This is a genomic window from Veronia pacifica (assembly GCF_001707825.1).
Lineage (GTDB): Bacteria > Pseudomonadota > Gammaproteobacteria > Enterobacterales > Vibrionaceae > Veronia > Veronia pacifica.
Window position 1 is genome coordinate 19493 of sequence record NZ_LYBM01000040.1, and the last position, 25514, is coordinate 45006.

The 25514-nt window shown below is 48.4% G+C and carries 23 protein-coding genes, 1 tRNA gene and 1 pseudogene; 3 read left to right on the forward strand and 22 right to left on the reverse strand.

Features of this window, described 5'->3' with window-relative positions; translation table 11 throughout:
• Positions 1-112: 112 nt before the first annotated feature.
• A complete protein-coding gene (locus A8L45_RS18010; protein ID WP_068904751.1) occupies positions 113-532 on the forward strand; it encodes a secondary thiamine-phosphate synthase enzyme YjbQ in 420 nt (139 codons plus the stop codon).
• A gap of 103 nt (positions 533-635) precedes the next feature.
• Here the strand turns inward: A8L45_RS18010 and alr are convergent, their stop codons facing one another.
• The 9 genes and pseudogenes from alr to nsrR form a co-directional block, all read right to left on the reverse strand.
• On the reverse strand, positions 636-1709 hold the full coding sequence (alr, locus tag A8L45_RS18015; protein WP_068904775.1) for an alanine racemase: 1074 nt from the start codon (positions 1707-1709) through the stop codon (positions 636-638).
• A gap of 18 nt (positions 1710-1727) precedes the next feature.
• Positions 1728-3142: pseudogene (locus A8L45_RS18020) on the reverse strand (replicative DNA helicase).
• 244 nt (positions 3143-3386) lie between these two features.
• Positions 3387-3836: a 50S ribosomal protein L9 gene (gene rplI / locus A8L45_RS18025; RefSeq protein ID WP_068904752.1), complete on the reverse strand. Its 450-nt coding sequence runs from the start codon at positions 3834-3836 to the stop codon at positions 3387-3389.
• A 32-nt stretch (positions 3837-3868) separates the two neighbouring features.
• Positions 3869-4096, reverse strand: coding sequence for a 30S ribosomal protein S18 (rpsR, locus tag A8L45_RS18030; RefSeq protein WP_002539422.1), 228 nt, complete (start codon positions 4094-4096; stop codon positions 3869-3871).
• Positions 4097-4112: 16 nt separating this feature from the next.
• A complete protein-coding gene (gene priB, locus A8L45_RS18035) occupies positions 4113-4403 on the reverse strand; it encodes a primosomal replication protein N (protein ID WP_068904753.1) in 291 nt (96 codons plus the stop codon).
• A 21-nt stretch (positions 4404-4424) separates the two neighbouring features.
• Complete coding sequence (gene rpsF / locus A8L45_RS18040) at positions 4425-4823, reverse strand: 30S ribosomal protein S6 (RefSeq protein WP_068904754.1); 399 nt, start codon at positions 4821-4823, stop codon at positions 4425-4427.
• Between the two features lie 256 nt (positions 4824-5079).
• Complete coding sequence (rlmB, locus tag A8L45_RS18050) at positions 5080-5817, reverse strand: 23S rRNA (guanosine(2251)-2'-O)-methyltransferase RlmB (RefSeq protein WP_068904756.1); 738 nt, start codon at positions 5815-5817, stop codon at positions 5080-5082.
• A gap of 3 nt (positions 5818-5820) precedes the next feature.
• Entirely contained in the window at positions 5821-8502 is a 2682-nt protein-coding gene (gene rnr / locus A8L45_RS18055) for a ribonuclease R (protein WP_139122412.1), read from the reverse strand.
• 107 nt (positions 8503-8609) lie between these two features.
• Entirely contained in the window at positions 8610-9056 is a 447-nt protein-coding gene (gene nsrR, locus A8L45_RS18060) for a nitric oxide-sensing transcriptional repressor NsrR (RefSeq protein ID WP_068904758.1), read from the reverse strand.
• A 104-nt stretch (positions 9057-9160) separates the two neighbouring features.
• Here nsrR and hmpA point away from each other — a divergent pair, with 104 nt between their 5' ends.
• Positions 9161-10348, forward strand: coding sequence for an NO-inducible flavohemoprotein (hmpA, locus tag A8L45_RS18065; protein ID WP_068904759.1), 1188 nt, complete (start codon positions 9161-9163; stop codon positions 10346-10348).
• 6 nt (positions 10349-10354) lie between these two features.
• Here the strand turns inward: hmpA and A8L45_RS18070 are convergent, their stop codons facing one another.
• From A8L45_RS18070 to A8L45_RS18125, 12 genes are all read right to left on the reverse strand, one after another.
• Positions 10355-10981, reverse strand: a complete 627-nt coding sequence (locus tag A8L45_RS18070; RefSeq protein WP_083228407.1) for a tetratricopeptide repeat protein — start codon at positions 10979-10981, stop codon at positions 10355-10357.
• A 326-nt stretch (positions 10982-11307) separates the two neighbouring features.
• Positions 11308-12624 (reverse strand): adenylosuccinate synthase, encoded by a 1317-nt coding sequence (locus A8L45_RS18075; RefSeq protein ID WP_068904760.1) that lies wholly within the window; start codon positions 12622-12624, stop codon positions 11308-11310.
• 122 nt (positions 12625-12746) lie between these two features.
• A complete protein-coding gene (locus A8L45_RS18080; protein ID WP_068904761.1) occupies positions 12747-12938 on the reverse strand; it encodes a DUF2065 domain-containing protein in 192 nt (63 codons plus the stop codon).
• A 67-nt stretch (positions 12939-13005) separates the two neighbouring features.
• Positions 13006-13896 (reverse strand): protease modulator HflC, encoded by an 891-nt coding sequence (gene hflC, locus A8L45_RS18085; RefSeq protein WP_068904762.1) that lies wholly within the window; start codon positions 13894-13896, stop codon positions 13006-13008.
• A gap of 2 nt (positions 13897-13898) precedes the next feature.
• Complete coding sequence (hflK, locus tag A8L45_RS18090) at positions 13899-15050, reverse strand: FtsH protease activity modulator HflK (RefSeq protein WP_068904763.1); 1152 nt, start codon at positions 15048-15050, stop codon at positions 13899-13901.
• 54 nt (positions 15051-15104) lie between these two features.
• Positions 15105-16394: a ribosome rescue GTPase HflX gene (gene hflX / locus A8L45_RS18095; RefSeq protein WP_068904764.1), complete on the reverse strand. Its 1290-nt coding sequence runs from the start codon at positions 16392-16394 to the stop codon at positions 15105-15107.
• Between the two features lie 25 nt (positions 16395-16419).
• Positions 16420-16692 carry an RNA chaperone Hfq gene (hfq, locus tag A8L45_RS18100; RefSeq protein WP_068904765.1) on the reverse strand — a complete coding sequence of 91 codons (273 nt, stop codon included), beginning with the start codon at positions 16690-16692 and terminating at the stop codon, positions 16420-16422.
• Between the two features lie 87 nt (positions 16693-16779).
• On the reverse strand, positions 16780-17706 hold the full coding sequence (gene miaA, locus A8L45_RS18105; RefSeq protein WP_068904766.1) for a tRNA (adenosine(37)-N6)-dimethylallyltransferase MiaA: 927 nt from the start codon (positions 17704-17706) through the stop codon (positions 16780-16782).
• Positions 17699-19804, reverse strand: coding sequence for a DNA mismatch repair endonuclease MutL (mutL, locus tag A8L45_RS18110; protein ID WP_068904767.1), 2106 nt, complete (start codon positions 19802-19804; stop codon positions 17699-17701). Before mutL ends, miaA begins: the two co-directional genes overlap by 8 nt.
• Before the next feature lie 2 nt (positions 19805-19806).
• The gene (locus A8L45_RS18115; RefSeq protein WP_068904768.1) at positions 19807-21537 is read right to left on the reverse strand and encodes a LysM peptidoglycan-binding domain-containing protein; all 1731 of its coding nucleotides are present in this window, start codon (positions 21535-21537) and stop codon (positions 19807-19809) included.
• Positions 21538-21539: 2 nt separating this feature from the next.
• Positions 21540-22010 carry a tRNA (adenosine(37)-N6)-threonylcarbamoyltransferase complex ATPase subunit type 1 TsaE gene (gene tsaE / locus A8L45_RS18120; RefSeq protein WP_068904769.1) on the reverse strand — a complete coding sequence of 157 codons (471 nt, stop codon included), beginning with the start codon at positions 22008-22010 and terminating at the stop codon, positions 21540-21542.
• 10 nt (positions 22011-22020) lie between these two features.
• Complete coding sequence (locus A8L45_RS18125; RefSeq protein WP_245680761.1) at positions 22021-23505, reverse strand: NAD(P)H-hydrate dehydratase; 1485 nt, start codon at positions 23503-23505, stop codon at positions 22021-22023.
• 19 nt (positions 23506-23524) lie between these two features.
• On the opposite strand from A8L45_RS18125, the gene queG reads away from it, so the two are divergent.
• On the forward strand, positions 23525-24679 hold the full coding sequence (queG, locus tag A8L45_RS18130; RefSeq protein WP_068904770.1) for a tRNA epoxyqueuosine(34) reductase QueG: 1155 nt from the start codon (positions 23525-23527) through the stop codon (positions 24677-24679).
• Between the two features lie 669 nt (positions 24680-25348).
• On the opposite strand, the gene A8L45_RS18135 is transcribed toward queG, so the two are convergent.
• Positions 25349-25424 (reverse strand) — tRNA-Gly (locus A8L45_RS18135).
• Between the last annotated feature and the right edge of the window lie 90 nt (positions 25425-25514).

Sequence of the window (25514 nt, forward strand, 5' to 3'; positions counted from 1 at the left end):
AAATTAAACAACATTTGAAAGAACTTCGTCAAAACGTGGCAACACACATCGACCAGAACATAGCAAATTAGACACACTTTTATCGTCACTTTGAATAAGTAAGGAATTTGGCATGTGGGAGCAAAGAGAAATTCGGCTACGGCCTCGGGAGCGGGGGTTCCATCTCATCACGGAGGAGATAGAGCAGGCCATTAGCGAGATGCATAGAGTAAACGTTGGCTTGCTGCATGTGTTTGTCAAACACACCTCGGCGTCGCTGACGATCAATGAAAATGCCGATCCCACCGTTCGGGCTGATTTCGAGCAATTTTTTAATCATACCGTCCCTGAAAATGAACCCTACTACCAGCATATTTATGAGGGAAGTGACGATTTACCCGCACACTTCAAGAGCAGTATCCTTGGTTCAAGTGTCACTGTTCCCGTCACTGACGGTCAGCTAAATCTTGGTATCTGGCAGGGCATATATCTGGGAGAACACAGAAACCACGGAGGAAGCCGAACAGTGGTGATCACTTTGCAGGGGGAGTGATAACAAAAAGGACATTGAGACTTGCGATGTCCTTTTTACTAAGGAATAGAGCGGTCATGAGCAACAGAGAAAGCAGAAACGACCCAAGGCTCAGTTGTTGGCTTTATGAATACCTGAGGATCACTCGGGAGGTCAGCTTCACCAGCAGCTCATAGGCAATAGTACCTATATGGGCAGCCACTTCTTCAGCGGGTAATCCTTGTCCCCACAAGATAGCTTCATCACCAACTTTATCTTCGGCATCGCGACCCAGATCAACCATCAACATATCCATAGATACACGGCCAACAACCGGGACTTTTCTGCCGTTCACCAGCACTGGTGTGCCGTTTGGTGCCATGCGGGGATAGCCGTCACCATAGCCGATGGCAATCACGCCCACGCGTGTTTCGTTCATTGAAACCCAAGTGCCACCATAACCAATTGACTCGCCCGGTGTGACCTTGCGTACCGCGATCAGGCTGGATGTGAGTGTCATGGCTGGTTTGAGATCAAAATCCAAGCCTTTCCGCTCAGAAAACGGTGATACACCATAGAGAGAAATACCCGGTCTCACCCACTCCGCATGGCTATCAGGCCATGACAGGCAGGCTGAGGACGCAGCCAAAGAACGCTCTCCCGGCAGTTCACCCACAAGATCGTTGAAACACTTGATTTGCATGGGGGTGATGGGGCTGTCCAGCTCATCCGCACAGCCAAAGTGGGTCATAAAATTCAGCGATGACACATTTTTACAGGCTGACAGGCGCTCGACAAACTCATTGAACTCTTCGGTTCGTACGCCAAGGCGATGCATGCCCGTATCCAGCTTGAGCCACACTTTTAATGGACGATCGAGCTGCGCGTTTTCCAGTGCGTCCAACTGCTCTTTACAGTGCACGACCGTCTCAAAATTGTTAGCCACCAACTTGGCAAGATCGTCTGCGACCACAAACCCTTCAAGTAACAGGATAGGCTTAACGATACCGCCAGCCCTTAGGGTCAGCCCCTCTTCAATACGGGCAACACCAAAGCCATCCGCGGTCTCCTCCAGTGTATTCGCAACGGGCAACAGGCCATGGCCGTAGCCATTGGCTTTGACCACTGCCAACATCTTGGAGTCTGGGGCGTGTTGTTTTATGACTCTGAGGTTGTGACTCAATGCATCAAGGTCAATTTGCGCGTACGCAGCTTTCATCATCTGGCGGTATTCCCGTTATTCTTCGTCAAAGGCCGGACCGGCATAGTTATCAAAACGGGAATAATGTCCCTGGAAAGTGAGCCTGACGGAACCGATAGGACCATTACGCTGCTTACCAATGATGATTTCCGCTATCCCTTTCAGTGGACTCTCTGGGTTGTACACCTCATCACGATAAATAAACATAATAAGGTCGGCATCCTGCTCAATTGCTCCAGATTCACGAAGATCTGAGTTAACAGGGCGTTTATCAGCGCGCTGCTCCAATGAGCGGTTAAGCTGCGACAGGGCGACAACAGGTACATTCAGCTCTTTTGCCAATGCTTTGAGCGAGCGACTGATCTCTGCGATTTCCAGTGTCCGGTTATCCTGCAGCGCAGGTACTCTCATCAGCTGAAGGTAATCGACCATGATCATTGACAGACCGCCATGTTCACGGGCAATACGACGGGCACGAGAGCGCACATCGGTTGGCGTCAAACCAGAGCTGTCATCAATATACATGTTTTTCTTCTGCATGAGGATCCCCATAGTGGAGGAGATCCTTGCCCAGTCTTCATCGTCCAACTGACCAGTACGTATCTTGGTCTGATCAACACGGGACAATGAGGCCAGCATACGCATCATTAACTGTTCTGCAGGCATTTCGAGCGAGAAGATGAGGACAGGCTTTTCCTGATCCATGGCGGCATTTTCACACAGGTTCATCGCAAACGTGGTTTTACCCATCGATGGACGGGCGGCAACGATGACCAGATCAGACCCCTGAAGACCTGCTGTTTTCTTATTGAGGTCAGAGAATCCGGTGGATACACCCGTAACACCATCCTGTGGACTCTTGAACAGGACTTCTATCCGCTCAAGGGTTTTAGACAGTACAGAATCGATGTGCTGTGGACCTTCGCTTTCGCTGGTTCTGGATTCTGCAATCGCAAAGACTTTACTCTCTGCCATGTCCAACAGATCTTCAGATGTCCGGCCCTCTGGCTCATAACCTGCGTCGGCAATTTCGTTAGCAACACCAATCAGGTTTCGCACCATTGCACGCTCACGCACAATCTCTGCGTAGGCAGAGATGTTGGCGGCACTCGGGGTATTTTTGGCAAGTTCAGCAAGATAGGCAAAACCGCCCACCTCTTCCAGAAGCCCCTGCTTTTCAAGGCTTTCAGATAGGGTGATCAGATCCAGCGGCGAGCCGCCATCCAATATGGTTTTGGTACTTTCGAAGATCAGACGGTGTGGGCGCTGTAAAAGTCGCCGGCAATGACTTTTTCAGCCACTGTGTCCCAGCGTTCATTGTCCAACATCAAGCCACCAATCACGGACTGCTCTGCCTCTAGGGAATGAGGCGGCACCTTCAGCGCGTCGAGCTGTTTATCTCTGGATCGGTTATTGGAATTAAACGGTTTATTGCTGCGTTGTTCTGCCATAGTGTTCTTACCTTGTCACTGCGCCCGCCATTATAGCGCTTACAACGCTGTGTTTCGCTGGCATAGTTAAGTTTTTTCCCTGCAACGGGAAATGGCAATAAATTGAGCGCTTTAGTTTTGTATTTGAGGTGTCACGCAGACGGTGCGGTGAGACAGCATCAGACTGGGGAATGAAAATAGGCCCACGCCAGATACAAAAAAACCGGCCATTAAGACCGGTTTTTCCGAAGCGTGTTGTAACTGATTACTCAGCAACAACTGCAACGTTCGCCGTTGCGAATACTTCAGAGTGCAGCTGGATGCTGATCTCGTATTCACCAACGTTACGCAGTGCACCTTCTGGCAGGCGAACTTCGCTCTTCGCTACTTCAACGCCAGCTGCAGTAATTGCATCAGCGATGTCACGAGTACCGATAGAACCGAACAGTTTGCCTTCGTCACCCGCTTTAGAAACGATTTGAACCGCTTCCAGAGCGTTAACTTTCTCAGCGCGTGCTTCTGCAGCAGTCAGAGCTTCAGCAACTTTTGCTTCCAGCTCAGCACGACGAGCTTCAAAGTGCTCAACGTTTGCTTTAGTTGCCATAACAGCCTTACCTTGTGGGATAAGGAAGTTACGCGCGTAACCAGACTTAACAGTTACCTGATCACCCAGGCCACCCAGGTTACCGATTTTATCAAGCAGAATAACTTGCATTATCTAATCCTCTGTTAACTAAAAAGTACCGATTACTGATGCTTGTCAGTGTACGGCAGCAGGGCTAGGTAACGTGAACGCTTGATAGCGCGAGCCAGCTGACGCTGGTACTTAGCACGGGTACCGGTGATACGGCTTGGTACGATTTTACCAGCTTCAGTGATGTAGTTTTTCAGAGTCGCTACATCTTTGTAGTCGATCTCTTGTACGCCTTCTGCAGTGAAACGGCAGAATTTACGACGACGGAAGAAACGTGCCATGGGCTTATCTCCTGATCTAAATATCTATGATTTTGTCGGCATGTAACACTAATTTACCTGCGCCGTTTCGGCCGGTTTGGTAAGCGAGAAACCCGCTGACCTCAATGTTACTGCCTAAAGCTAAATGTTGAGTATGAGTTTGCGACCCCTGCCCACTGATAACCACCGGGATCCGGCAATATACCTGCCTTGGCAGTGCAGCTTCCTGTTGTTCCGATTTATGCTCAAGCACAAAGTGACAATGAGATACACCGGCAGGACTCTGGCGTCGAATCGGGCCTTTGGCGATAACGCCAGCCAGCGCCATTCGATTGGTCTTCAACACAAATTACTCAGCTGCTGCTTCGCCTTGTTGAGCTTCAGCTGCAGGAGCTTCTGCACGCTCTTCACGGCGTGGGGCGCGCTCTTCTTTAGCCTTCATCATCACAGATGGCTCAGTGATAGCGCCTTTGGTACGCATGATCATGTTACGGATCACAGCGTCGTTGAAGCGGAACGCAGTTTCCAGCTCATCAATCACAGCTTGCTCAGCTTCAACGTTCATCAGAACGTAGTGTGCTTTGTGCAGCTTGTTGATTGGGTAAGCCAGTTGACGACGGCCCCAGTCTTCCAGACGGTGGATCTCACCACCTGACTCTTTGATAGAACCAGTGTAACGCTCGATCATGCCAGCAACTTGCTCGCTTTGATCAGGGTGCACCATGAATACGATTTCGTAATGACGCATTGGTTGCTCCTTACGGATTATTCAGCTTCCACGCTTGGCCCGGTCGTCCAGCGGAAGCAAGGAACTGAGTTAAAAGACCGGGAATTTGGAGGCGGAATAGTACAGAGATTCGTCAGTTCAGGCAAGAAAAAATTGAAAATGAAAGGATTTCTCTTGTGGATGACCAAGTTACTGGATGGAAGGACAGCAAAACTGGCGTTGGTGAGGGCAGAAATAAAAAAGCAGCCGATGCAGGCTGCTCTTTTGTTGTTGTCTATCAGGCCTGACGCTGTCTGACGGCTTCGAACAGACAAATACCCGTCGCGACGGACACATTCAGGCTGGATACACTGCCTGACATGGGAATGCTGATCAGCTCGTCACAGGTTTCTCGGGTCAGGCGACGCATACCGTCACCTTCAGCCCCCATCACGATGGCTAACGGCCCGGTCAGTTTGCTTTGGTAAATATCGTAGGTCGCCTCACCCGCTGTGCCTACAAACCACACACCCTTTTCCTGCAGTTTGCGCATAGTACGGGCCAGATTGGTCACACGTACCAAAGGCACAACCTCAGCGGCACCGACAGCCACTTTACGAGCCGTAGCGTTCAGCTGCGCGGATTTATCTTTCGGCACAATCACTGCACAGGCACCAGCAGCATCTGCATTACGCAGGCAAGCGCCGAGGTTATGTGGGTCAGTCACGCCATCAAGCACGAGCAGCAGCGGGTTTTCTTTACCATCAAGAATGATGTCGATGTCATTCTCATTGTATTGACGCCCTGGTTTTACCCGCGCAATGATCCCTTGGTGGGAAGCCCCCTTGGCTTTGTCATCCAGTGCTTTACGACCTGACTCTTGAATAGTGACACCCATAGAGGCCAGTTCATTCAGAACAGGTAACATGCGGTCATCCTGGCGACCTTTGAGGACAAATACCTCAATAAAACGGGCAGGATCCGCTGCCAGTACAGCTTTTACGGCGTGAATGCCGTAAATCATTTCATTACTCATGGCTTACTTCTTCTTGTTGCCGCTCTGGGCAGGTTTACGTTTCTGCGCTTTTTTCTTGCGCGCCTTTTCGGCCTTGGTTTTCTTTCTTGCCGGATTGCCGCTGGCAGCAGGCTTGTCCGCGCCGCCGTTTTGCTTGGCTCCGTTCGCGTTGCCGGTCGGCTTCGCGTTTCCATTTTGCTTTGCGTTGCTTGGACCTTTCGCTACACCCGTATTTTTCGCGCCCGGTTTGCCACCTTTGCCTTTTTTCTTACCTTTACGGCCGCCCTTTTTCCCACCAGGTGCTTTATCTCCCTCAACCTGAGGGATTGCACCACTCTTAAGCTGCTGTCGGACAGACATGCGCTCACGACTGGCTTCGGCATCTTTCCCTGACTCGGCCCGGCCCTTTTTACGGCGGGTGTTGCTACTGCGGCTATCATCACGGGAATGACTGCGCGCGTTCTTACGAGCCGTTTTACCTTGACCACGTGCCCGGCGTTTTGAACCAGCCAGCTCAAAATCGATCATCCTTTCATCAAGGTTGACGGATAATACTTTGACTTGTACTTCATCGCCAAGACGGAATATGCGACCTGAGCTCTCACCCACCAGCTTCTGACCCACCATATCGAAACGGTAGTAATCATTATCAAGGTTGGAAATATGAACCAGACCATCGATATGCAGTTCGTTAAGACGGACGAAGAAACCAAATCCGGTGACGTTAGCAATCACCCCGTCCATGATATCGCCAACATGATCTTGCATGTACTCACATTTGAGCCAATCGGACACATCGCGGGTAGCGTCATCGGCGCGACGCTCAGTCATTGAGCACTGCTCACCCATCACATCCATATCGTCCGGGCTGTAGTGGTAGCCGCCAGTGGGTGTCCACTTGTCGGTATTGTGACCTTCCTGCTTGGCGAGTAAATATTTAATGGCACGATGCAGCAACAGATCGGGATATCGGCGAATTGGCGACGTAAAGTGCGCGTACTGCTTAAGCGCCAGACCAAAGTGACCCGCATTATCTGCCTGATAAACGGCCTGCTTCATTGAGCGCAGCAGCATGGTCTGGATAAGCTCCTGATCCGGACGGTTCTGAATCGCATGCGCTAGCTGGGCATAATCAGTCGGTGACGGATCGAGTCCACCATGCAGACTGAGGCCAAGCTCTTTGAGAAAATCTTTAAACCCTGTAAGACGCTCTTCACCCGGGGCCTCGTGCACCCGATAAAGTGCTGCCTCTTTGTTTTTTTCAACAAAGCGGGCTGAGGCAATGTTTGCCAGAATCATGCATTCTTCGATGATCTTGTGCGCGTCATTGCGTTCAACGGGCACTATGCGGTCAATCTTGCGCATGGCGTTAAACAAGAACTTAGTCTCTCTGGTTTCAAACTCAATGGCACCACGCTGTTCACGGGCACCTTTCAGTGCCTTGTACATGGCGTTGAGCTGCTCAAGATGCGGTACCAGATTGTTGTAACGGTCACGCAGCTCTTTATCGCCATCAAGAATTTGTGACACTTTGGTATAGGTCAGACGAGCATGGGAGTTCATGACTGCTTCGTAGTGCTTAAAGCCTGACAGCTTACCCGCCGCAGATACGGTCATTTCACACACCATACACAGGCGGTCTACCTGCGGATTGAGTGAACACAGTCCGTTTGACAGGACCTCAGGTAACATTGGGACAACCTGAGAAGGGAAGTACACTGAGTTACCGCGATTGATTGCTTCTTTGTCGAGTGCTGAGTCTGGGCGCACGTAGTAGCTCACATCGGCAATCGCAACCCATAGTCGCCAGCCACCAGAGCGTTTTTTCTCACAGTAAACCGCGTCATCGAAGTCTCGGGCATCTTCACCGTCGATGGTTACCAGCGGCAAGTCACGCAGGTCAACACGACCCTGTTTCGCCTCTTCTGGCACTTCTTCCGTCAGGCGCTTGATTTGCTGACCGACTTCTTTTGGCCATTCATTCGGAATATTGTGAGTGCGCATGGCGATTTCAATTTCCATCCCCGGCGCCATGTTCTCACCCAGTACATCGACGATACGACCAACAGGGTTATGCTGTCTTGTGGGACGCTGAAAGATCTCTACGACAACGACGTTCCCCATCCGCGCGCCTTTGCGTGAATCATCGGGAATCACAATATCCTGCCCCAGTCGGGAATCATCTGGCACAACAAAGCCTTGGCCATTTTCAACGAAATAGCGGCCGACAATTTGTCCTTTACGCTCTTCCAGAACCCTGACCACTCTGGCTTCTTTACGACCACGCTTGTCAGTGCCCGCAGGCTGAACCAGAATGAAGTCACCGTGCATCACACTCTTCATCTGGTGATGTGGCAACAGCCAGTCTTCTCGGTTGCCCTTACCCTCTGGGCGTAGGAAACCAAAACCGTCACGGTGACCAATTACTGTTCCTTTGACCAGATCGAGTCGCTCGGGCAAGGCGTAACATTGTCTGCGAGTGAAGACCAGCTGGCCATCGCGTTCCATTGCACGCAGTCGGCGACGTAGCCCCTCATATTGGTCTTCAGTGCTTAATCCCAGTACTTCAAATAACTGATCGCGGCTTACTGGTGTGGAAAAGCCTTTAATGACCTCAAGAAGGTGCTCTCTGCTGGGCACCGGATTTTCATATTTTTCCGCTTCGCGATCCAAATGTGGATCGTTCGAATGCAAGTGTTTATCCATGGATGTCTCTTTTTCTAACGGCGACATATGCTTTTCAGTATATCGCCAGAAATTAGTTCAAAATGATTATTGGCCAAGCTTTAGCGGGAATTTTCTCCCCAGTCACCTTATTTCACTGACTGGCTGGCATAATTGATATGTAATAGGTTGACTAGCGGCTGATTGTCAGCCGTCAAATCCTGAAGTGTGTATCTGTCCAATTCCTGCAGGAAGTTCGTCATTGCATCTGAAAGAATTCCTTTAAGTTTGCAGGCAGGAGATATATGGCAAAAGTCAGTGCTGCAATTTACCAGCTGTAAGGGCTCTATATCCCTGATTAGCTGACCAATAATAATTTGAGAGGCAGGCCTTCCAAGACGTATTCCACCATTTTTTCCGCGTACCGTTTCCACATACCCTAACTGGCTCAGACGATGAATAATTTTCACCATGTGGTTTCTCGATACGCCATATTCTTCAGTCACTTCAGAGATACTAGTAAGCCGGCCAGGCTCAAGGTTTGCGAGAAACATTAATGCTCGTAGGGCGAAATCAGTGAAAGCGGTTAATTGCACGTTTTGTCTCCTTTGTGGTCATTGTAAGTTTCCCGTTGACTAAAAGATACCTTTGAGATACAACTTATAACATGCATTTTAGATACATGTTTAAGGGTAATGTCATGCTAAGTCAACAAACGATTGAAATTGTTAAGTCTACCGCCCCTCTCCTTGCACAAACCGGCCCGGAAATCACAACTCATTTCTACGATCGAATGCTAAATCGCCATCCTGAATTGAAAGATATCTTCAATATGAGTAACCAACTCAATCATGCTCAACATCAGGCACTATTCAATGCGGTTCATGGTTATGCAGCTAATATAGACAATCTCGAGGTATTACTGCCCGTTGTTGAAAAAATTGCCCAAAAACATACAAGTTTTAATATTTCACCGGATATGTATGCCATTGTCGGCGAAAATCTTCTTGCCACAATTGACGCGTTTTTCTCGCCGGGGCAAGCCGTTTTAGATGCCTGGGCGGAAGCTTACGGCGTACTCGCTGATGTTTTTATTCATCGGGAGAAAGAGATCTACCAAGCACAACAAGACTCTGTCGGTGGTTGGCGCGGCACACGGACATTCAAAGTTGTTGAAAAAGAAAAGCGAAGTGATGTGATCACCAGCTTCGTGTTTGCTCCTGTAGATGGAGGGCCTATTGCCAATTTTAAACCCGGGCAATATTTGGGTATTCATATTCAGTCGGATCAGTTTGAACATCAGGAAATCCGGCAATATAGTCTGGCTGCTGCGCCTTCAGCGAATCAATATCGCATCGCCGTAAAACGGGAAGACAGTGGAAAAGTATCTAATTTCCTCCATGACGAAATTCATGTCGGTGATAGCGTTGAACTCACACCGCCCTGTGGTGACTTTTTCCTCGATATAGGCAGCCAAACCCCCGTCACATTAATTTCAGCAGGTGTTGGTCTAACGCCTATGATGTCGATGCTTGAAACCCTAAGCGGCAAGCATCAGGCAGGAATAAACTGGCTGCATGCGGCGGAAAATGGCCGGACACATGCCTTCTCGGAAGAGTCAACGGAGTTAATTGGAAAGCATAGAAAGGGTGAGCGTCATATCTGGTACCGGACACCCGAAGCGGGAGACTTACCGGGTGAACATTTTGATCACAAAGGCATCATAGACCTAAGCAGTGTTGACCATATCACCAAGGATCCTGAACAGATTTTTTACATGTGTGGTCCTGTCGGATTCATGCAAAGTGTCGCCAAGCAGCTGACACAGGCAGGCGTGAGCAGTGACCGAATTCATTACGAGTGCTTTGGGCCTCACAAGGTGTTGTAAGTGAAATTAGTAACTTGCTGATTTAGCGCGTTCAATAATATTACGAGGCATTCGGTTTTCCAGACCTTTCATAAGCTCAGCGACTTTGCGATGCGTGGCTTTGTCAGCCGTGGCAGTTTGGCTGAGCCATCGGTAGGCATCTTCATAGTCAAGTGGACTTCCGTGATCGTTAAGCAGTAATTCAGCAAGATTCAGCTTCGCTTTGACGAAACCAAGAGACGCCGCTTCTTTGAAATAACGAACGGCTCTCTCTTCGTCTCTCTGAACTAACGTGCCTTTCGAGTAATATCTGCCGAGTTGTTCTAGCGCAGCGGGTAACCCTTGTTTAGCCGCTTTTTTCATATACACAATACCGGACTCCACATCCCTATCAACACAGACTCCCCATGCCATCATATCACCGTAGAGAAACTGGTAAGCTGGCAAGTCAATTTTGGTCGCTCTGGCAATAATATCCTGTAAAAGCTGGCAATCATCTGCTTTCACTTTTTTCAGATGTGTGTTGGTCTCAAACATTTTCATCAGATCTGATTCTGTATAGACAGGCAATGCTGGCCCAATATCGGCAGAAACGGCTCCTACTGGAAAATAGACCGTTAAGAGAAAGAGAAAGCGTGTGGTTATGTGTTTCATTCGCTGTTTACTCGGTGTCAAAAGTAAAGACGCTACATTCATTATATCGACAGCCAATGCGTTGTCTTTATGTTTGAGTGACTGTCAGGGTGCTTAGACACAGCATAGTAAATAACGTGCCATACACAATGAAACCCTTCTAATCATGACAGATATTGGCATGAGTAGTTCACATCACATAGTAACCACAAGCCCAGTAAAAACTGGTAACAGATAAACAATTTGAAATGATAATTGGGTGTCGACAGGAGAAGATAGTAGTCCATAAGAAATGACAAATGAAAAAAAACCAGCCTATCGGCTGGTTTTTTCAGGAGACCTTCTCATTACGATGCGAAAGGATGCACCTTAATGATGGTTTCGTTACGATCTGGGCCAGTCGATACGATATCGATTGGCACACCAGTCAACTCTTCAATACGTTTGATGTAATCCAGAGCAGCTTGCGGCAGCGCGTCCAGAGACTTAGCACCAACGGTATTTTCAGACCAACCAGGTACGGTTTCGTAAATTGGCGTTACGTTTTCGTAAGCTTCTGCGGCCATTGGAGAGACGTTTAGTACCGTTCCGTCCTCCAGTTGGTAGCCCGTACAAATCTTGATCTCTTTCAGACCATCCAATACATCCAGTTTCGTCAGGCAGAAACCAGAGATTGAGTTGATTTGAATAGCACGACGCATGGCGACAGCATCAAACCAGCCGGTACGACGCAGACGACCAGTTGTCGCACCGAATTCGTGGCCAACATCACCCAAATGCTTACCTACTGGGTCTTGCTTGTCTTGACCATCATAAAGCTCAGTCGGGAATGGACCTGCACCTACACGGGTACAGTATGCTTTCGCAATACCCAAGATGTAGCCAAGATGACGAGGACCAAAACCAGAACCTGCAGCTACGCCACCAGCAGTCGTGTTAGACGAGGTAACGTACGGATAAGTACCATGGTCGATGTCCAGCAGTGTTCCCTGCGCACCTTCAAACATGATCTTATCGCCGCGCTGACGTGCGTCGTCCAGCTCTTGTGTTACATCCATAACCATGCTGGTCAGAATGTCAGATTGCTCCATGATTTTTGCCAGTGTTTCTTCATAGCTTACTGGCTCAACCTTGTAGTAATGCTCAAGCTGGAAGTTATGGAATGCCATGACTTCTTTAAGCTTCTCGGCAAAGGCTTCTTTATCAAACAGATCACCCACGCGAAGACCACGACGGGCAACTTTATCTTCGTATGCAGGACCGATACCACGACCAGTAGTACCAATCGCTTTCTTACCACGGGCTTTTTCGCGCGCAGCATCCAGTGCGATGTGATAAGGAAGAATTAGCGGACAAGCCTCTGACAGGAATAGGCGTTCACGAACCGGGATACCACGTTGTTCCAGCCCACCCATTTCTTTCATCAGTGCGTCTGGAGACAGAACAACACCATTACCGATGATACATTTCACGTTGTCACGCAGAATGCCAGAAGGAATCAAATGTAGAACGGTTTTTTCACCGTCGATGACAAGAGTATGACCTGCATTGTGACCGCCCTGGTAGCGAACCACATATTTTGCGTCTTCGGTCAGAAGATCAACGATCTTCCCCTTACCTTCGTCACCCCATTGGGTGCCGAGAACAACTACGTTATTACCCATCTTTACCAGTCAGTTGATAGTTAAAACGGGATTCTAGCACCATACAAAAAATCATGCAGTCATTTTTTGACCGTCGTCGAGAATACACGTCTCATAGCATCACATTTTCACCTGGCATCCATTTACTTAGACGTCCACATCATATATGCGATAGTTATCCCTGCTGCAACTAAGCAACCGCCTATTCGCCGCAATAAAGGGGTGGGTAATTGACTCATTTCCATCATCATTTTTCGCCACTTTTCAGGGAATAACAAGGGTCCTAGTCCCTCAAACATTAAAGCAATGCCTATCGCCATCCACAATTCAATCATCTTTTCCTTGTCCCATAAAAAAAGACAAGGCGCATTGCCTTGTCTTTCTTTCTATATATTTTTGCTGTTACTGGTTGAGTTTCAGTGACGGCTCTTTCATGTACTGGAAGAACTCACTGTTCGGATCAACAACCAAAATATCACCCTTGTTGCTCAAGCTCTTCTTGTACGCCTGCAGCGAACGAAGGAACTTGTAGAAGTCAGGATCTTTAGAGAAGGTATCGGCAAAGATTTTGGCCGCTTCTGCATCAGCTTCACCGCGCGTGACACGAGCAGTTTTCTCTGCTTCAGCCAATACTGTCGCTACTTCAAGCTCTGCCTGAGCACGGATAACCTCCGCTTTCTCACGACCTTGTGAGCGGTGACGACGAGCTACCGTTTCACGCTCTGCACGCATACGCTTGTAGATCGACTCACTGATCTCTTCTGGCAGGTTGATTTTCTTGATACGAAGGTCAATCACTTCAATACCAATATCACCAGCACTGGTCTGTGCTTCAGCAAGAACGTCAGACATGACCTGTTCACGTTTCTCAGACACGATCTCTTTGATGGTCTTTGAACCAATCTCAGCACGCAGACCATCGGCAACCTTACGTTGCAGAAGGGCTTCTGCCGTCAAACGGTTACCGCCACCCGTAGAGAGGTAGTACTGACCGAAGTCTTTGATTCGCCACTTGACATACGAATCAATGATCACGTCTTTTTTCTCAGACGTTACAAAGCGGTCTGACTGGTCATCCATGGTCTGGATACGCGCATCTAGCGTTCTAACACGGTCAACCAACGGCCATTTGAATTGTAAGCCCGGCTCATAGATACGTGCCATGTCAGTATCATCTTTTAATACACGACCAAAACGAATCACAATACCGCGATCACCCTCATCGATAACGAATACCGACATCAAAGGTAAAATGATAGCGACAATAAGTAGAGGAATTAATAATTTACGCATGATTAAAACCTCCCCTGACGCGAATTAGAACGTCCTGACTGCGACTGGGTATCAGTGCTGCTCCGCTCGAGTTCAATACCATTTGGCTGACTCACTGGCTGAGCGCCTGAAGATTGTTGTGGTCTTTGGCTCATCAACTTATCCAGTGGCAAGTACAGCAAGTTACCGCCGCCAGATTTCGAGTCGATCAATACTTTACTGGTATTCTCAAACACGCTTTCCATCGCTTCTAGATATAGACGGCTTCGGGTTACGTCAGGCGCAGCAGCGTATTCTGGGAGCAGTTTTTCAAACTGTGCCACTTCACCCTGTGCTTCATTGACAGTTTTCTCTTTGTAACCCAGCGCTTCTTTCTTAAGACGCTCAGCTCGACCTGTTGCCTTCGGCAAAATGTCGTTACGGTAAGCCTCGGCTTCACGGATGAAACGTTCCTCATCCTCTCGCGCCGCGATGGCATCATCGAATGCATCTTTCACCTGTTCAGGTGGTCGTGCAGTCTGGAAGTTGACATCAACAACCTGAATACCCATATCGTAACGATCGATAATACGGTTTATTTCAACCTGAGTACGCTCACGAATGACCTGACGACCTGTGGTCAGAATCTCATCCATGACAGCGTCACCAATTACAGCACGTAGTGCTGAGTCTGTAGCCTGACGTAGACTGTCATCAGCACTGGTCACTGCGTACAGATACTTTTTCGGATCCGCAACACGATACTGTACATCCATCTCAACACGGACCACGTTCTCGTCCTTGGTCAGCATCAGGCCAGAGCCACGCAGCGAACGAATCGCTTCAACATTAACGGTTCTTACGTCATCAATGAAGTTTGCTTTCCAGTTAAGACCAGGCTGCTCGATACGGTTGTACTCACCAAAACGCAGAATAACACCACGCTCAGCTTCACCTATGGTGTAAAAACCTGAGATACCCCAGATAACTGCACCAACTACTGCTATTACCCCTAAACCAGCAGCACTGCCGCCACCCCCGAGGGAGGGACCGCTGCCGCCAAAAAGACCATTGAGCTTGCGCCCAAGTTTGCCGAATATTTCATCAAGATCGGGTGGACCTTGATCGCGGCCGCCTCGGTTCCCCCAGGGATCCTTGTCCTGGCCGCCATTGTTTCCTGGCTCATTCCACGCCATTAGAGCACTCCATCAATATGATATGACGATAGTTTTTTATACTGTAACAGTCTGTCAGGCAAGGATAAAGTCACCTAACGCACTACCTTCTCGTTTTTTAAGTCTCAACCAGTCAGTTTGTGGTAAACGGATATCAATTAAGAGATGTCCATCTTCTTCAAACTCTTCATGGGTAATACAACGCAACTGATAAAACTTGCTGTGCATCCTGCCAATTGCCGCAGGGGGAATACGTAAGCGACAGCTTACCATAGTTCCCGACAACCGCTCTGTCAGCGCCTCAAAAAGCAGATCCATGCCGAGATCTGCCAGTGCAGATACCCATACAATGCGAGGTTGCCCCTCGTCATCACGTTCAATACGTGGTGTCGCATCATCTAGGCTATCAATTTTATTCATCACCAGCAGGGTCGGCACTTCATGAGCATCAATCTCCTCAAGTACCTCATTGACGGCATCAATGTTTTCCCGATACCTGTCATCCCCAGCATCAACAACGTGCACCAACAAGGTCGCTTCTTGTGTTTCCTGAAGCGTCGCCTTAAAGGCAGCAACCAAATCGTGTGGCAGATGCCTGATGAAACCGACGGTGTCTGCAAGGACAACGTCACCGACGTCCTCAACTTCAATCTTGCGAAGTGTCGGATCGAGCGTCGCAAACAACTGGTCTGCTGCATAAACACCCGCCTCTGTCACGCGATTGAACAGTGTGGATTTTCCTGCGTTGGTGTATCCAACAAGAGAGAGGGTTGGGACTTCTGCTCGATTTCTTGCTCTTCGGCCCTGTTCTCGTTGCTTAGCAACTTTCTCAAGTCTACGAAGGATAGCTTTCACCCGATCACGCAGTAAGCGACGGTCTGTCTCTAACTGGGTCTCACCGGGTCCTCTCAAACCTATTCCGCCCTTTTGGCGTTCAAGGTGAGTCCATCCACGGACAAGACGTGTAGAGAGATGGCGCAACTGAGCAAGCTCAACCTGCAACTTCCCCTCGTGGGTTCTGGCTCGCTGTGCAAAAATATCAAGAATTAGCCCAGTACGATCCAACACCCGACATTTCATCAAGTGTTCGAGGTTTCGCTCCTGAGCTGGAGAGAGCGCATGATTAAAAATTACAATTTCAGCATGTGTTGAGCGGACTACATCAGCAATTTCTTGCGCTTTACCTTCACCAACAAAGTATTTGGGATGGGGAGCCTGTCTGCTGCCAGTAACGATCTGCAAGCAGTTTACGCCTGCAGACGACACCAACATTTCAAACTCACTCAATTCATCCCTGTCACTTTCTTGCGCGAAGTTGATATGAACTAAAACAGCCTGTTCACCGGCTTCATAACGGTCAAACAAGCGATCAACTCCTCACCAATGGATTTTACTCCTCAGTTTTTTCTTGGGAACGCGAATCATTTTGTGAACGCTCGTTACCATTGTGATGATGGTTAACCGGGCGCGCTGGGACAACGGTAGAGATCGCGTGTTTGTATACCATTTGGTTAACTGTATTTTTCAACAGAATCACAAACTGGTCGAAAGATTCAATCTGTCCTTGAAGCTTAATACCGTTCACTAAGTAAATTGAGACGGGTACACGTTCACGACGCAGTGCGTTCAGAAATGGGTCTTGTAGAGATTGCCCCTTAGCCATTTTTCTTTTCCTTATTGGTTTGTATTTGTATTTAGCATCAAAAAATTGATAACGCTGACAATCAAAGTTGCGCTCCTTCGCCAATGCTTAGGTTAGATGCTTAGCAACCGTCTGCAAAGATCCAGGCACGTTATCACTATCAAGCCAAGTCAGCTGATCCCAGCTACGTAGCCAGGTGATCTGACGTTTGGCTAACTGTCGGGTCGCACAAACTCCACGATAAATCGCATCGTCGAGAGAACATGCACCCGAAAAATAGTCCCACATCTGACGATAACCGACACAGCGGATTGATGGCATATCAGGATTGAGATCTCCACGCTCAAAAAGGCATTTCACCTCATCTTTAAACCCTGCATGCACCATTTTTTCAAATCGCAGCTCGATACGTCGATGCAGCTCCTCCCTTTCCTTGGGAGCTATTGCATACTGATGGACCTCGTAGGGTAGAGGCTCACCCTTAACTTGGGTTAACTCTGTCAGAGTTTTACCCGAAATTCTATAAACTTCCAATGCCCGCGACAGGCGTTGAGGGTCATTTGGATGAATCCTTGCGCCCGAGACAGGATCAATTCGGCATAATTCTTCGTGAAGAACTTGCCAACCTCGCTCTTCTGCTTCCTGCTCAATTTTAGCCCGAATAACGGGATCTGCAGGTGGTAACGGCGACAAACCTTCCAGTAACGCCTTGAAATACAGCATAGTACCACCAACCAGCAAGGGAATATTCCCCCTCGCAACGATCTCATCCATCTCCCGCAGGGCATCCGCACGAAAGTCAGCGGCAGAATAGGCCTCAGACGGATCACGGATGTCAATCAACCTATGTGGCGCTAGTGACAACTCTTGTTCATCAGGCTTCGCGGTGCCTATATCCATACCACGATAAATAAGTGCAGAGTCGACGCTGATTATCTCAACGGGAAACTGTTGTCGTAGTGCAATAGCAAGAGCCGTTTTGCCAGAGGCAGTCGGTCCCATCAGAAAAATGGCTTTAGGTAATGTGTTACTCATTCTGAAACGCTTTTAATGCTGCCGTGACATCTACCGGACGCAGCAGCATAGGATAATACTCAGCCAGCGAACCCTGCCAGCATAATTCTAAATCGGTGAGCAATGTCACAGCCTGAGACAAACCAAAAGATTCAGGCACGCTGACACCACCAGCAAGCCACTCTGCCATTGCAGAAAGTTGCTGGTCTGGTTCAGTGTGCGGTAAGTCGCGAAGGAATGCCAGTAGCGACGGAACAAACTTCTGTAAGTTTTGATTTCTAAGCAGTTGGCATACTGCCATGACCATTAACTGAGTTTTCGATTTTGATCTGATGATGATCCCAAAGGAAGTCAGCAGGTTTTCATATTCCATGATACTGGCCTGCTCTTCCATTGATGCCGGAATTGCCTGCGGAATAAGCAAGGGCTGGGCAGACAGACCATCCTCTTCTCCAGCACCCTGAAGTTTTCCAAGCGTGGCTAGATAAGATGCCGCTTTGAGGTCAATCAGAGACAACCCGGTATTCTGCTCAACCAAGAGATACGAGTCATTAATGACCGTCAGCGCCTTACCCAATCCGTCATCAGCATGCCCTGCTGAAACCGGGTGGTGTGTTCTCTCAGAAACAGTATCTTGGACTACTGAGTCCGGTGAGGAGGAGGCTAAATCTGGTGGAGACGGAGCATCCAACACCGGTGTTGTCATCAGTTTTTGATACGCTTTTTGACTGGCTCGCGACGGAGCTGGAGCTCCGTAATGGCCTTTACCTGCAGGGGAACTGCCTTTAGATGGCGAATGATTCGTCCCCGAATGGCTGGACGTAAACGATGCAGTATCAGAATACCTATCACGACTCCCACTACTACTATTGTCTCCAAAGCTTTCACCCGATGATTCAGAAGACATATCATCTGTCTCATGTGGTGAGGAATGGCTCGACCCACTGAATTCACCGCCAGAGGCTGCGCCACGAGCAGAGGGCCTCCAATCGGCGGCTTCTGCTTTATTCGGATAATCAGGGCTGCGGTCAATAGCACTGTCATAAGACGATTTCGCCTGCGTTTCCTCAGCAACATGGCTTACTGGCTCACTTTCCATCAGCTCGGGCTGTTGTTCACTGGTAACCTGAAACAGTGCATCTGAAACTGCCTGATAAATAAAGTCGTGAACTAACCTCGCCTGCTGAAAGCGAACCTCGTGTTTAGCTGGATGGACATTCACGTCCACCTGACAGGGGTCAATTTCAATAAACAGTACATAAGCAGCAAACTGGTCAGGGTTCAGACTGGCCTCATAGCCTTGTCGGATAGCATGATTGATCAGCTTATCTTTCATCATCCGCCGATTAACGAAGCAGTGCTGGATATCATTTTGATTCCTCGCTCCCTCCGGCGTACAAATCCATCCAGAGAGTTTCAACCCTTGATGGTCAAGCGTAACCTGCGCAGCATGACGGACAAAGGCCGACCCGCAGATAGCAGCCAGTCTTCGTTCTTGTTGAGCACTGTTCGATGCAGCGCGGTACTGTCTGACAATCGTGCCATTGTGCCGAAGCGTAATAGCGACATCGAAACGACTGAGTGCAATGCGTTTGATCAGCTCATCAATATGACCAAATTCGGTTTTATCTGTGCGCAGAAACTTGCGGCGAGCCGGCGTATTGAAAAATAAATCCACCACTTCTACGGTTGTCCCAACCGGGTGAGCTGCTGGCTTGATTTTGACTTCCATATCGCGACCCTCAGCATACGCAGACCAAGCCTCTGCCTGAGTCACAGTCCGTGAGGTCAGAGTCAGGCGGGATACGGAGCTAATACTGGCCAATGCTTCGCCACGAAAACCGAGGCTAACGATCGCCTCCAGATCATCCAAACAGGCAATTTTAGAGGTAGCATGTCGACTTAAGGCCAATTGCAATTCGTCTTTGGCAATACCCGCACCGTTATCACGAATACGGATAAGCTTGGCGCCACCTTTTTCAATGTCGATATCAATCCGGGTCGCACCAGCATCAACACTGTTTTCAACCAGTTCTTTCACCACAGATGCCGGACGTTCAACCACTTCTCCAGCGGCTATCTGATTAGCCAGTCTGGCCGGCAATATTTGAATGGCCATGATTAACTCCTGGGGATGATCAGCGTTTGACCGATAGCAAGCTCATCAGAACGCAACTTATTTGCCTTGCGGATACTTTGAATGGTCACGCCGTAGCTCGCCGCTATCTGGCCCAGATACTCTCCACGTTTTACCTTATGCCGGGTACGGTTTGTGGCTGTCGAAGAGACTTTTGCACCAACAATTTTCAGCTTCTTTCCAACATACAGAACATCACGCTTAAGTGCATTGTTCTTACGGATACTGGACACTGTGACTCCATATTTAGCTGCAATTTTGCCAAGAAACTCTCCCTGACGTACCGTGTGCGTGAGTGTTGTCGTGCGTGTATTGGAGGCACTCACTGTGGTCGTTCTTCTTTTCTCAGCAGTTCCAGCTTTGACCAGAGCATCAACATTGACTCCCGGAACTGTGAGTAATTGGCCAATTCGCAGCGTACTCGACTTCAGCCCGTTCGCGGCACGGATAGATGCAACTGTGGTACCAAAGCGTTTGGCGATAACACTTAACGACTCTCCCGATTTTACTGTATGTTTCACACCATTTTTCTTAACGGCAAGCAAAGTCCCATCAGGTGGGAACTGCTGAAAGTAAGAAATAATGCCGTCGGATACCGCATCAGCGACTCTCGATTGATGCCTTTTAGACGTAAGTAGTTTTTCTTCTTTGGGATTAGTGATAAACCCGGCTTCAACCAAAAGGGAAGGAATATCTGGCGATTTCAGTACTGCAAGACTGGCATGCTCAGGGTTAGATTTGTGTAACGACGTGATTCGGCCAAGTTTACTCAACACTCTCACCGCTACGTCGTATCCCTCTTTTTGTGAATTGGCAAACTGGAGGTCCAAAACGGCGCGACTCAGATACTCATCTTCATTTCCATCGCCGAGCAGAGAACCGCCCCCCAGCAAGTTAGATTGCTCTTCTGTTTGCTCAAGCCAGCGACCAATTTCGTTATTGGCTCGACGTTGAGAGAGAAGCCACACAGATGCCCCTTTCGGATCAGGTTTATGGAAACCATCGGCATGAATCGAAACCAACAAATGCGCCTTGTGTTGACGGGCAATTCTGGATCGCTTGTTCAAATCAACGAAGTAGTCTCCGGTACGGGTCAGTACCGCCCGCATACCGGGTACGTTGTTTATTTTTGCCGCAACTTGCTTGGCGATCGCCAAAGTAACGTGTTTCTCAAAGTTACGCTTGGGGCCTATTGCCCCCGGATCATTACCACCGTGTCCGGCATCTACTGCAATGACGATATCATCTGTGCCGAAGGGTAAAGCGGTTGTCGCTGAGGTTGAACTGCGCTTGACGGGTTTCACCACATCGTTGTCATTTCCCGGATGTGGCAGGTCAATCACTAAGCGGTGACCATATTCGCCACCGGGTGCAAGCGTAAACAAACGCGGTTTACTCTTGCCGGACAGCTCGAACACCAATCGATAAGTCCCCGCCTCTGGTGGGTTACTTTTTCGGATGCGCTTTAGGATTTTACTCTTTTCGACGGCCATCGGCAGGGAGATCCCCAGACCAGTTTGCTTTAGGTCGACGACAAGCCGATTGGGCGATGTTAGCGTGAAAAAACTGTAAGCAGGTTTATCAGCCAGATCCATGACCACTCGGGTTTCAGTCGGTGCTGGCCATGCGCGAATATTTTCCAGTTTATTGGCAAGCGCTGGAAAAACTGCGCCAATCCAGCACAACAAGGCTAAGATAATTCCCTGCCACTTCATTATTATTGGTTCCACTCCAAGCTGTTTATCAATGTTGTTCCGGCGTCCGTATTCGCTGTCAGACTGACAGTACGTTTTTCACCCACATATGTTAGCGTGATATCGATATCTGGCTCAGGTAATAACCCTTCACCCTTCTCCGGCCACTCAACCAAACACAGCGCATCTGGCGTAAAATAATCCCGGATCCCCATAAATTCGAGTTCTTCAGGGTCAGCAAGCCGATATAAATCAAAATGATATACCTGCCATTGCTGCAACTCATATGGCTCTACCAGAGTATAGGTTGGGCTTTTCACTTTACCATCGTGTCCTAATGACTGGATAAAACCTCGACTAAACGTGGTCTTACCCGCCCCCAGATCGCCGTGGAGATAGAATGTTGTTTGTTGACGGCACGCTTTGGATACTGCGGCACCAAAAGCAACGGTGGCCTGCTCATCAGCCAACATCGCCTCAAAAGTAACTGTCATGGTTTTATCACTACTCAAATAAATCTTGCCGAAGGTATGGCATGAGATCACTAGCAACAAGGCCTCTCTCACCTTTAACAGCTGCGCAATCAGCCGACCGACTATGAAGATATGCTGCCATACACGTGGCGTCAAAGAGAGGCATAGACTGTGCTATGAAAGCAGCAATCACGCCTGTCAGCACATCCCCCATACCGGCAGTTGCCATACCCGGGTTACCCGCGTCTATGAGACACATTTGGCGACCATCATAAACGATTGTTCCAGCACCTTTAAGCACCACAACGCCGCCAAAAAGACTTTGTAACTCTTTGACCGACGAAAACCTATCCTGTTCGACCTCTGAGACGGTTTTATTCAGTAATTGTGCAGCCTCTCCCGGATGCGGTGTTAGTACCCAGTTTTCTCTATATGAAACTTGTTCAGAGAGGAGATTGAGTGCATCTGCATCAACAACCATAGGTAAGTTACTGGTTTGCGCCTCTCGAAAAAGGGCCCTCGCCCATCGGGATCGTCCAAGTCCAGGACCAATTGCCAGCACGGTTGCCCAATCAAAGGACTTGCGCAAAGCATCAATGCTGTCGTTTTCTGACCAAGGCCATACCATCAGTTCAGGCTGACGAATTAAAGCGGGTTGAGTATTGTCCTGCACCGTACACAGTGCGACCAGACCAGCACCTGATCTAATAGCAGCCTGCCCGGCAAGTATGATGGCTCCTCCCATTCCGTGTTGGCCTCCCAGACAGAGTACCCGGCCACATGCTCCTTTGTGTGCGCTAGCGTTACGGGCAGGATAGTGAAGATAGCCTGAGCCGGGCGCAATCCGCATTACCGATGAAGGAAACCTTTTCTGAAAGCACTCAGACACGCCAAGCCCTGCGAAATACAGCTTGCCTACATAGTGCTTAGCATCTCCCGTAAACATTCCCTGTTTTAATGCGATAAAGCTGACTGTCGATGTTGCGACAATGGCTTCATTGAGAGGCTTCCCTGTGTCTGCATTGAGTCCAGAAGGCAAATCAATAGATAACACAGGAAGCTCACTGACATTAATTGTCTTCACTGCATCCAAATAATTATCGACAAGAGGGCGATTGCTGCCCGTACCGAGCAAGGCATCCACGATCACATCGCACTCTTTCAGATCAGCACGATCTTCAGTACGACCACCAGCAGCAATAAACTGAGCGTAGGCCTGTTGAGCATCACCAGATAGTCTGTCAGTCTCTCCGATTGCAACGAGGTTAACCTGCAATCCAGCTTCGAGGGCCAGACGTGCAACCACATAGCCATCACCTGCATTGTTCCCGCTACCGCAAAAGATCGCGATCTTTTCTGCATCAGCCCAGTCACGGCGAAGAATATCAAACGTCTCTTTGCCTGCACTTTCCATCAGATCGTAAAGATCAATCTGATTTTCTGTAGCAATTTGTTGCTCCCCACAACGAACCTGATCCGCAGTGTAAAGCAAGTATGGTAAACTTTGACTTATCAACGATCATCTCCTGGATACCATGTCTTTACAGCACTACCAAATAACTCCTGATTTTAACCAACTCGCCGAAAAGATCCGCAAATGGGGAGCGGAATTGGGATTTCAGCACGTTGGGATCACTGACATTGATCTTTCAGATCATGAGGCGCAGCTTCAGAAATGGCTGGACCACGGATACCACGGTGACATGGATTGGATGGAGAGACATGGAATGATGCGAGCACGGCCTGCAGAATTAGTGCCGGGCACCATCAGAGTGATCAGTGTAAGAATGAATTACCTGCCGCCAAAAGCCGGTTTTGCCACTTCATTGAACGCGCCGGAACAGGCCTATATAAGCCGTTATGCGCTGGGGCGTGACTATCATAAATTGATTCGAAACCGACTCAAACAACTGGGTAAACGGATAGAAGATGAAGTCGGTGTGTATGGTTACCGTCCTTTTGTTGATTCCGCGCCTGTTCTCGAGAGGCCACTTGCCGAAAAAGCAGGCCTGGGATGGACGGGTAAACATTCTCTTCTGCTCGACCAAGAAGCAGGATCGTGGTTTTTCCTCGGTGAACTTCTGGTCGATCTTCCTTTGCCTGTGGATAGTCCAAAAGAGAATCAATGCGGAAAATGTGTCGCTTGTATGACTTCCTGCCCGACAGGCGCCATTGTCGCAGAGGGCGTCATTGATGCACGAAAGTGTATTTCATATCTAACCATAGAGCTAGACGGTACCATTCCTACTGAATTCAGGTCGTTGATAGGCAATCGAATTTATGGCTGCGACGATTGTCAGCTGGTATGTCCATGGAACAGGGAATCTGAAATTACCGATGAAAGTGACTTTCATGGTCGCCCACAGCTCGTTAATCAGTCTCTGACAACCTTATTTTCGTGGAGTGAAGAAGAGTTTTTGAAAAAAACAGAAGGATCCCCGATCCGTCGTATAGGCCACGAAAAATGGCGGAGAAACATTGCGGTAGCAATGGGAAATGCCCCCTACGATCCCACTATTTTGGATCTTTTGACTGACAGCAAAGGAAGTTCTGCTATGCTTGATGAACACATTAGCTGGGCGATCGAGCAGCAGATCTCGAAACGAAATGACGCCGTAGTTAATGTTCTACCCTCGTCAACTAAACGTTTAATAAGGATTGTTGAAAAAGGCTTATCGCGAGATGCCTGATGAGCTTAGCAGGAAGCGACCTACCATACCTCACAGCATTAATTACCTTGCCGTACAGAGGCCGATAACACTATAAGTATTGATGTGGAAAACATTTTTAGTATTTGACCCTGAGGAGACTCTCAAAATAGTTAAACACATTTAGAGAGTGAAAGGAGAAACAAATCACTAATGTTGAACAAGCTGGGGATAAAGGCTTTAAAAGCTGAGATCAATCTTCACATATCTTATATATAACAGACACTTATAAAGAGTGTTTGTTTTTTACAGTTTCAAGTTATTGATCAACATACAGCCTAAAATACTGCGGTAACTTATTCATTTTTTAGATTCATCAACTACCTTACCCACAAGTAAAAAATTGTGGATAAGTCTGTTAAGAAACAGCCGGAAATAGGTGTTTAAATACGATATACGCTAAAACATCTAAGTAAAATGAGTCATATTTTTTGGAGCGAGAAATAACTCCATAGATAATGCTTCACAGCATTAAAAGAGCACACACAGTGAGCAAGAGCTTCACTTTAATGTATGTTTGTAATTGGCAGAGAAATCTGCGAAAGAGCAACGGGTAGTGTCCGCAAAGAGCGGATAACTGACCGAAAAATAGACTTGCTACGATTCACAAGGTTGCTTGCGTACCGCGCTTCCTTATCTGGAAACAAAATTTGGAGCGACACACGAGGTTCGAACTCGTGACCTCGACCTTGGCAAGGTCGCGCTCTACCAGCTGAGCTAGTGTCGCATTTTTTACCCGGTATGCACCAGATTTTGTACGTTTCGAACTTAGCAAGATTCCTTGCAGTTCGCGCTTCCTTATTTGGAAGTTAAATTT

Coding starts and splice junctions, on each gene's coding strand:
- A8L45_RS18010 (WP_068904751.1), top strand. CDS start 113: ATGTGGGAGCAAAGAGAAATTCGGCTACGGCCTCGGGAGCGGGGGTTC.
- alr (WP_068904775.1), bottom strand. CDS start 1,709: ATGAAAGCTGCGTACGCGCAAATTGACCTTGATGCATTGAGTCACAAC.
- rplI (WP_068904752.1), bottom strand. CDS start 3,836: ATGCAAGTTATTCTGCTTGATAAAATCGGTAACCTGGGTGGCCTGGGT.
- rpsR (WP_002539422.1), bottom strand. CDS start 4,096: ATGGCACGTTTCTTCCGTCGTCGTAAATTCTGCCGTTTCACTGCAGAA.
- priB (WP_068904753.1), bottom strand. CDS start 4,403: ATGGCGCTGGCTGGCGTTATCGCCAAAGGCCCGATTCGACGCCAGAGT.
- rpsF (WP_068904754.1), bottom strand. CDS start 4,823: ATGCGTCATTACGAAATCGTATTCATGGTGCACCCTGATCAAAGCGAG.
- rlmB (WP_068904756.1), bottom strand. CDS start 5,817: ATGAGTAATGAAATGATTTACGGCATTCACGCCGTAAAAGCTGTACTG.
- rnr (WP_139122412.1), bottom strand. CDS start 8,502: ATGGATAAACACTTGCATTCGAACGATCCACATTTGGATCGCGAAGCG.
- hmpA (WP_068904759.1), top strand. CDS start 9,161: ATGCTAAGTCAACAAACGATTGAAATTGTTAAGTCTACCGCCCCTCTC.
- A8L45_RS18070 (WP_083228407.1), bottom strand. CDS start 10,981: ATGAAACACATAACCACACGCTTTCTCTTTCTCTTAACGGTCTATTTT.
- A8L45_RS18075 (WP_068904760.1), bottom strand. CDS start 12,624: ATGGGTAATAACGTAGTTGTTCTCGGCACCCAATGGGGTGACGAAGGT.
- A8L45_RS18080 (WP_068904761.1), bottom strand. CDS start 12,938: ATGATTGAATTGTGGATGGCGATAGGCATTGCTTTAATGTTTGAGGGA.
- hflC (WP_068904762.1), bottom strand. CDS start 13,896: ATGCGTAAATTATTAATTCCTCTACTTATTGTCGCTATCATTTTACCT.
- hflK (WP_068904763.1), bottom strand. CDS start 15,050: ATGGCGTGGAATGAGCCAGGAAACAATGGCGGCCAGGACAAGGATCCC.
- hfq (WP_068904765.1), bottom strand. CDS start 16,692: ATGGCTAAGGGGCAATCTCTACAAGACCCATTTCTGAACGCACTGCGT.
- miaA (WP_068904766.1), bottom strand. CDS start 17,706: ATGAGTAACACATTACCTAAAGCCATTTTTCTGATGGGACCGACTGCC.
- mutL (WP_068904767.1), bottom strand. CDS start 19,804: ATGGCCATTCAAATATTGCCGGCCAGACTGGCTAATCAGATAGCCGCT.
- A8L45_RS18115 (WP_068904768.1), bottom strand. CDS start 21,537: ATGAAGTGGCAGGGAATTATCTTAGCCTTGTTGTGCTGGATTGGCGCA.
- tsaE (WP_068904769.1), bottom strand. CDS start 22,010: ATGACAGTTACTTTTGAGGCGATGTTGGCTGATGAGCAGGCCACCGTT.
- queG (WP_068904770.1), top strand. CDS start 23,525: ATGTCTTTACAGCACTACCAAATAACTCCTGATTTTAACCAACTCGCC.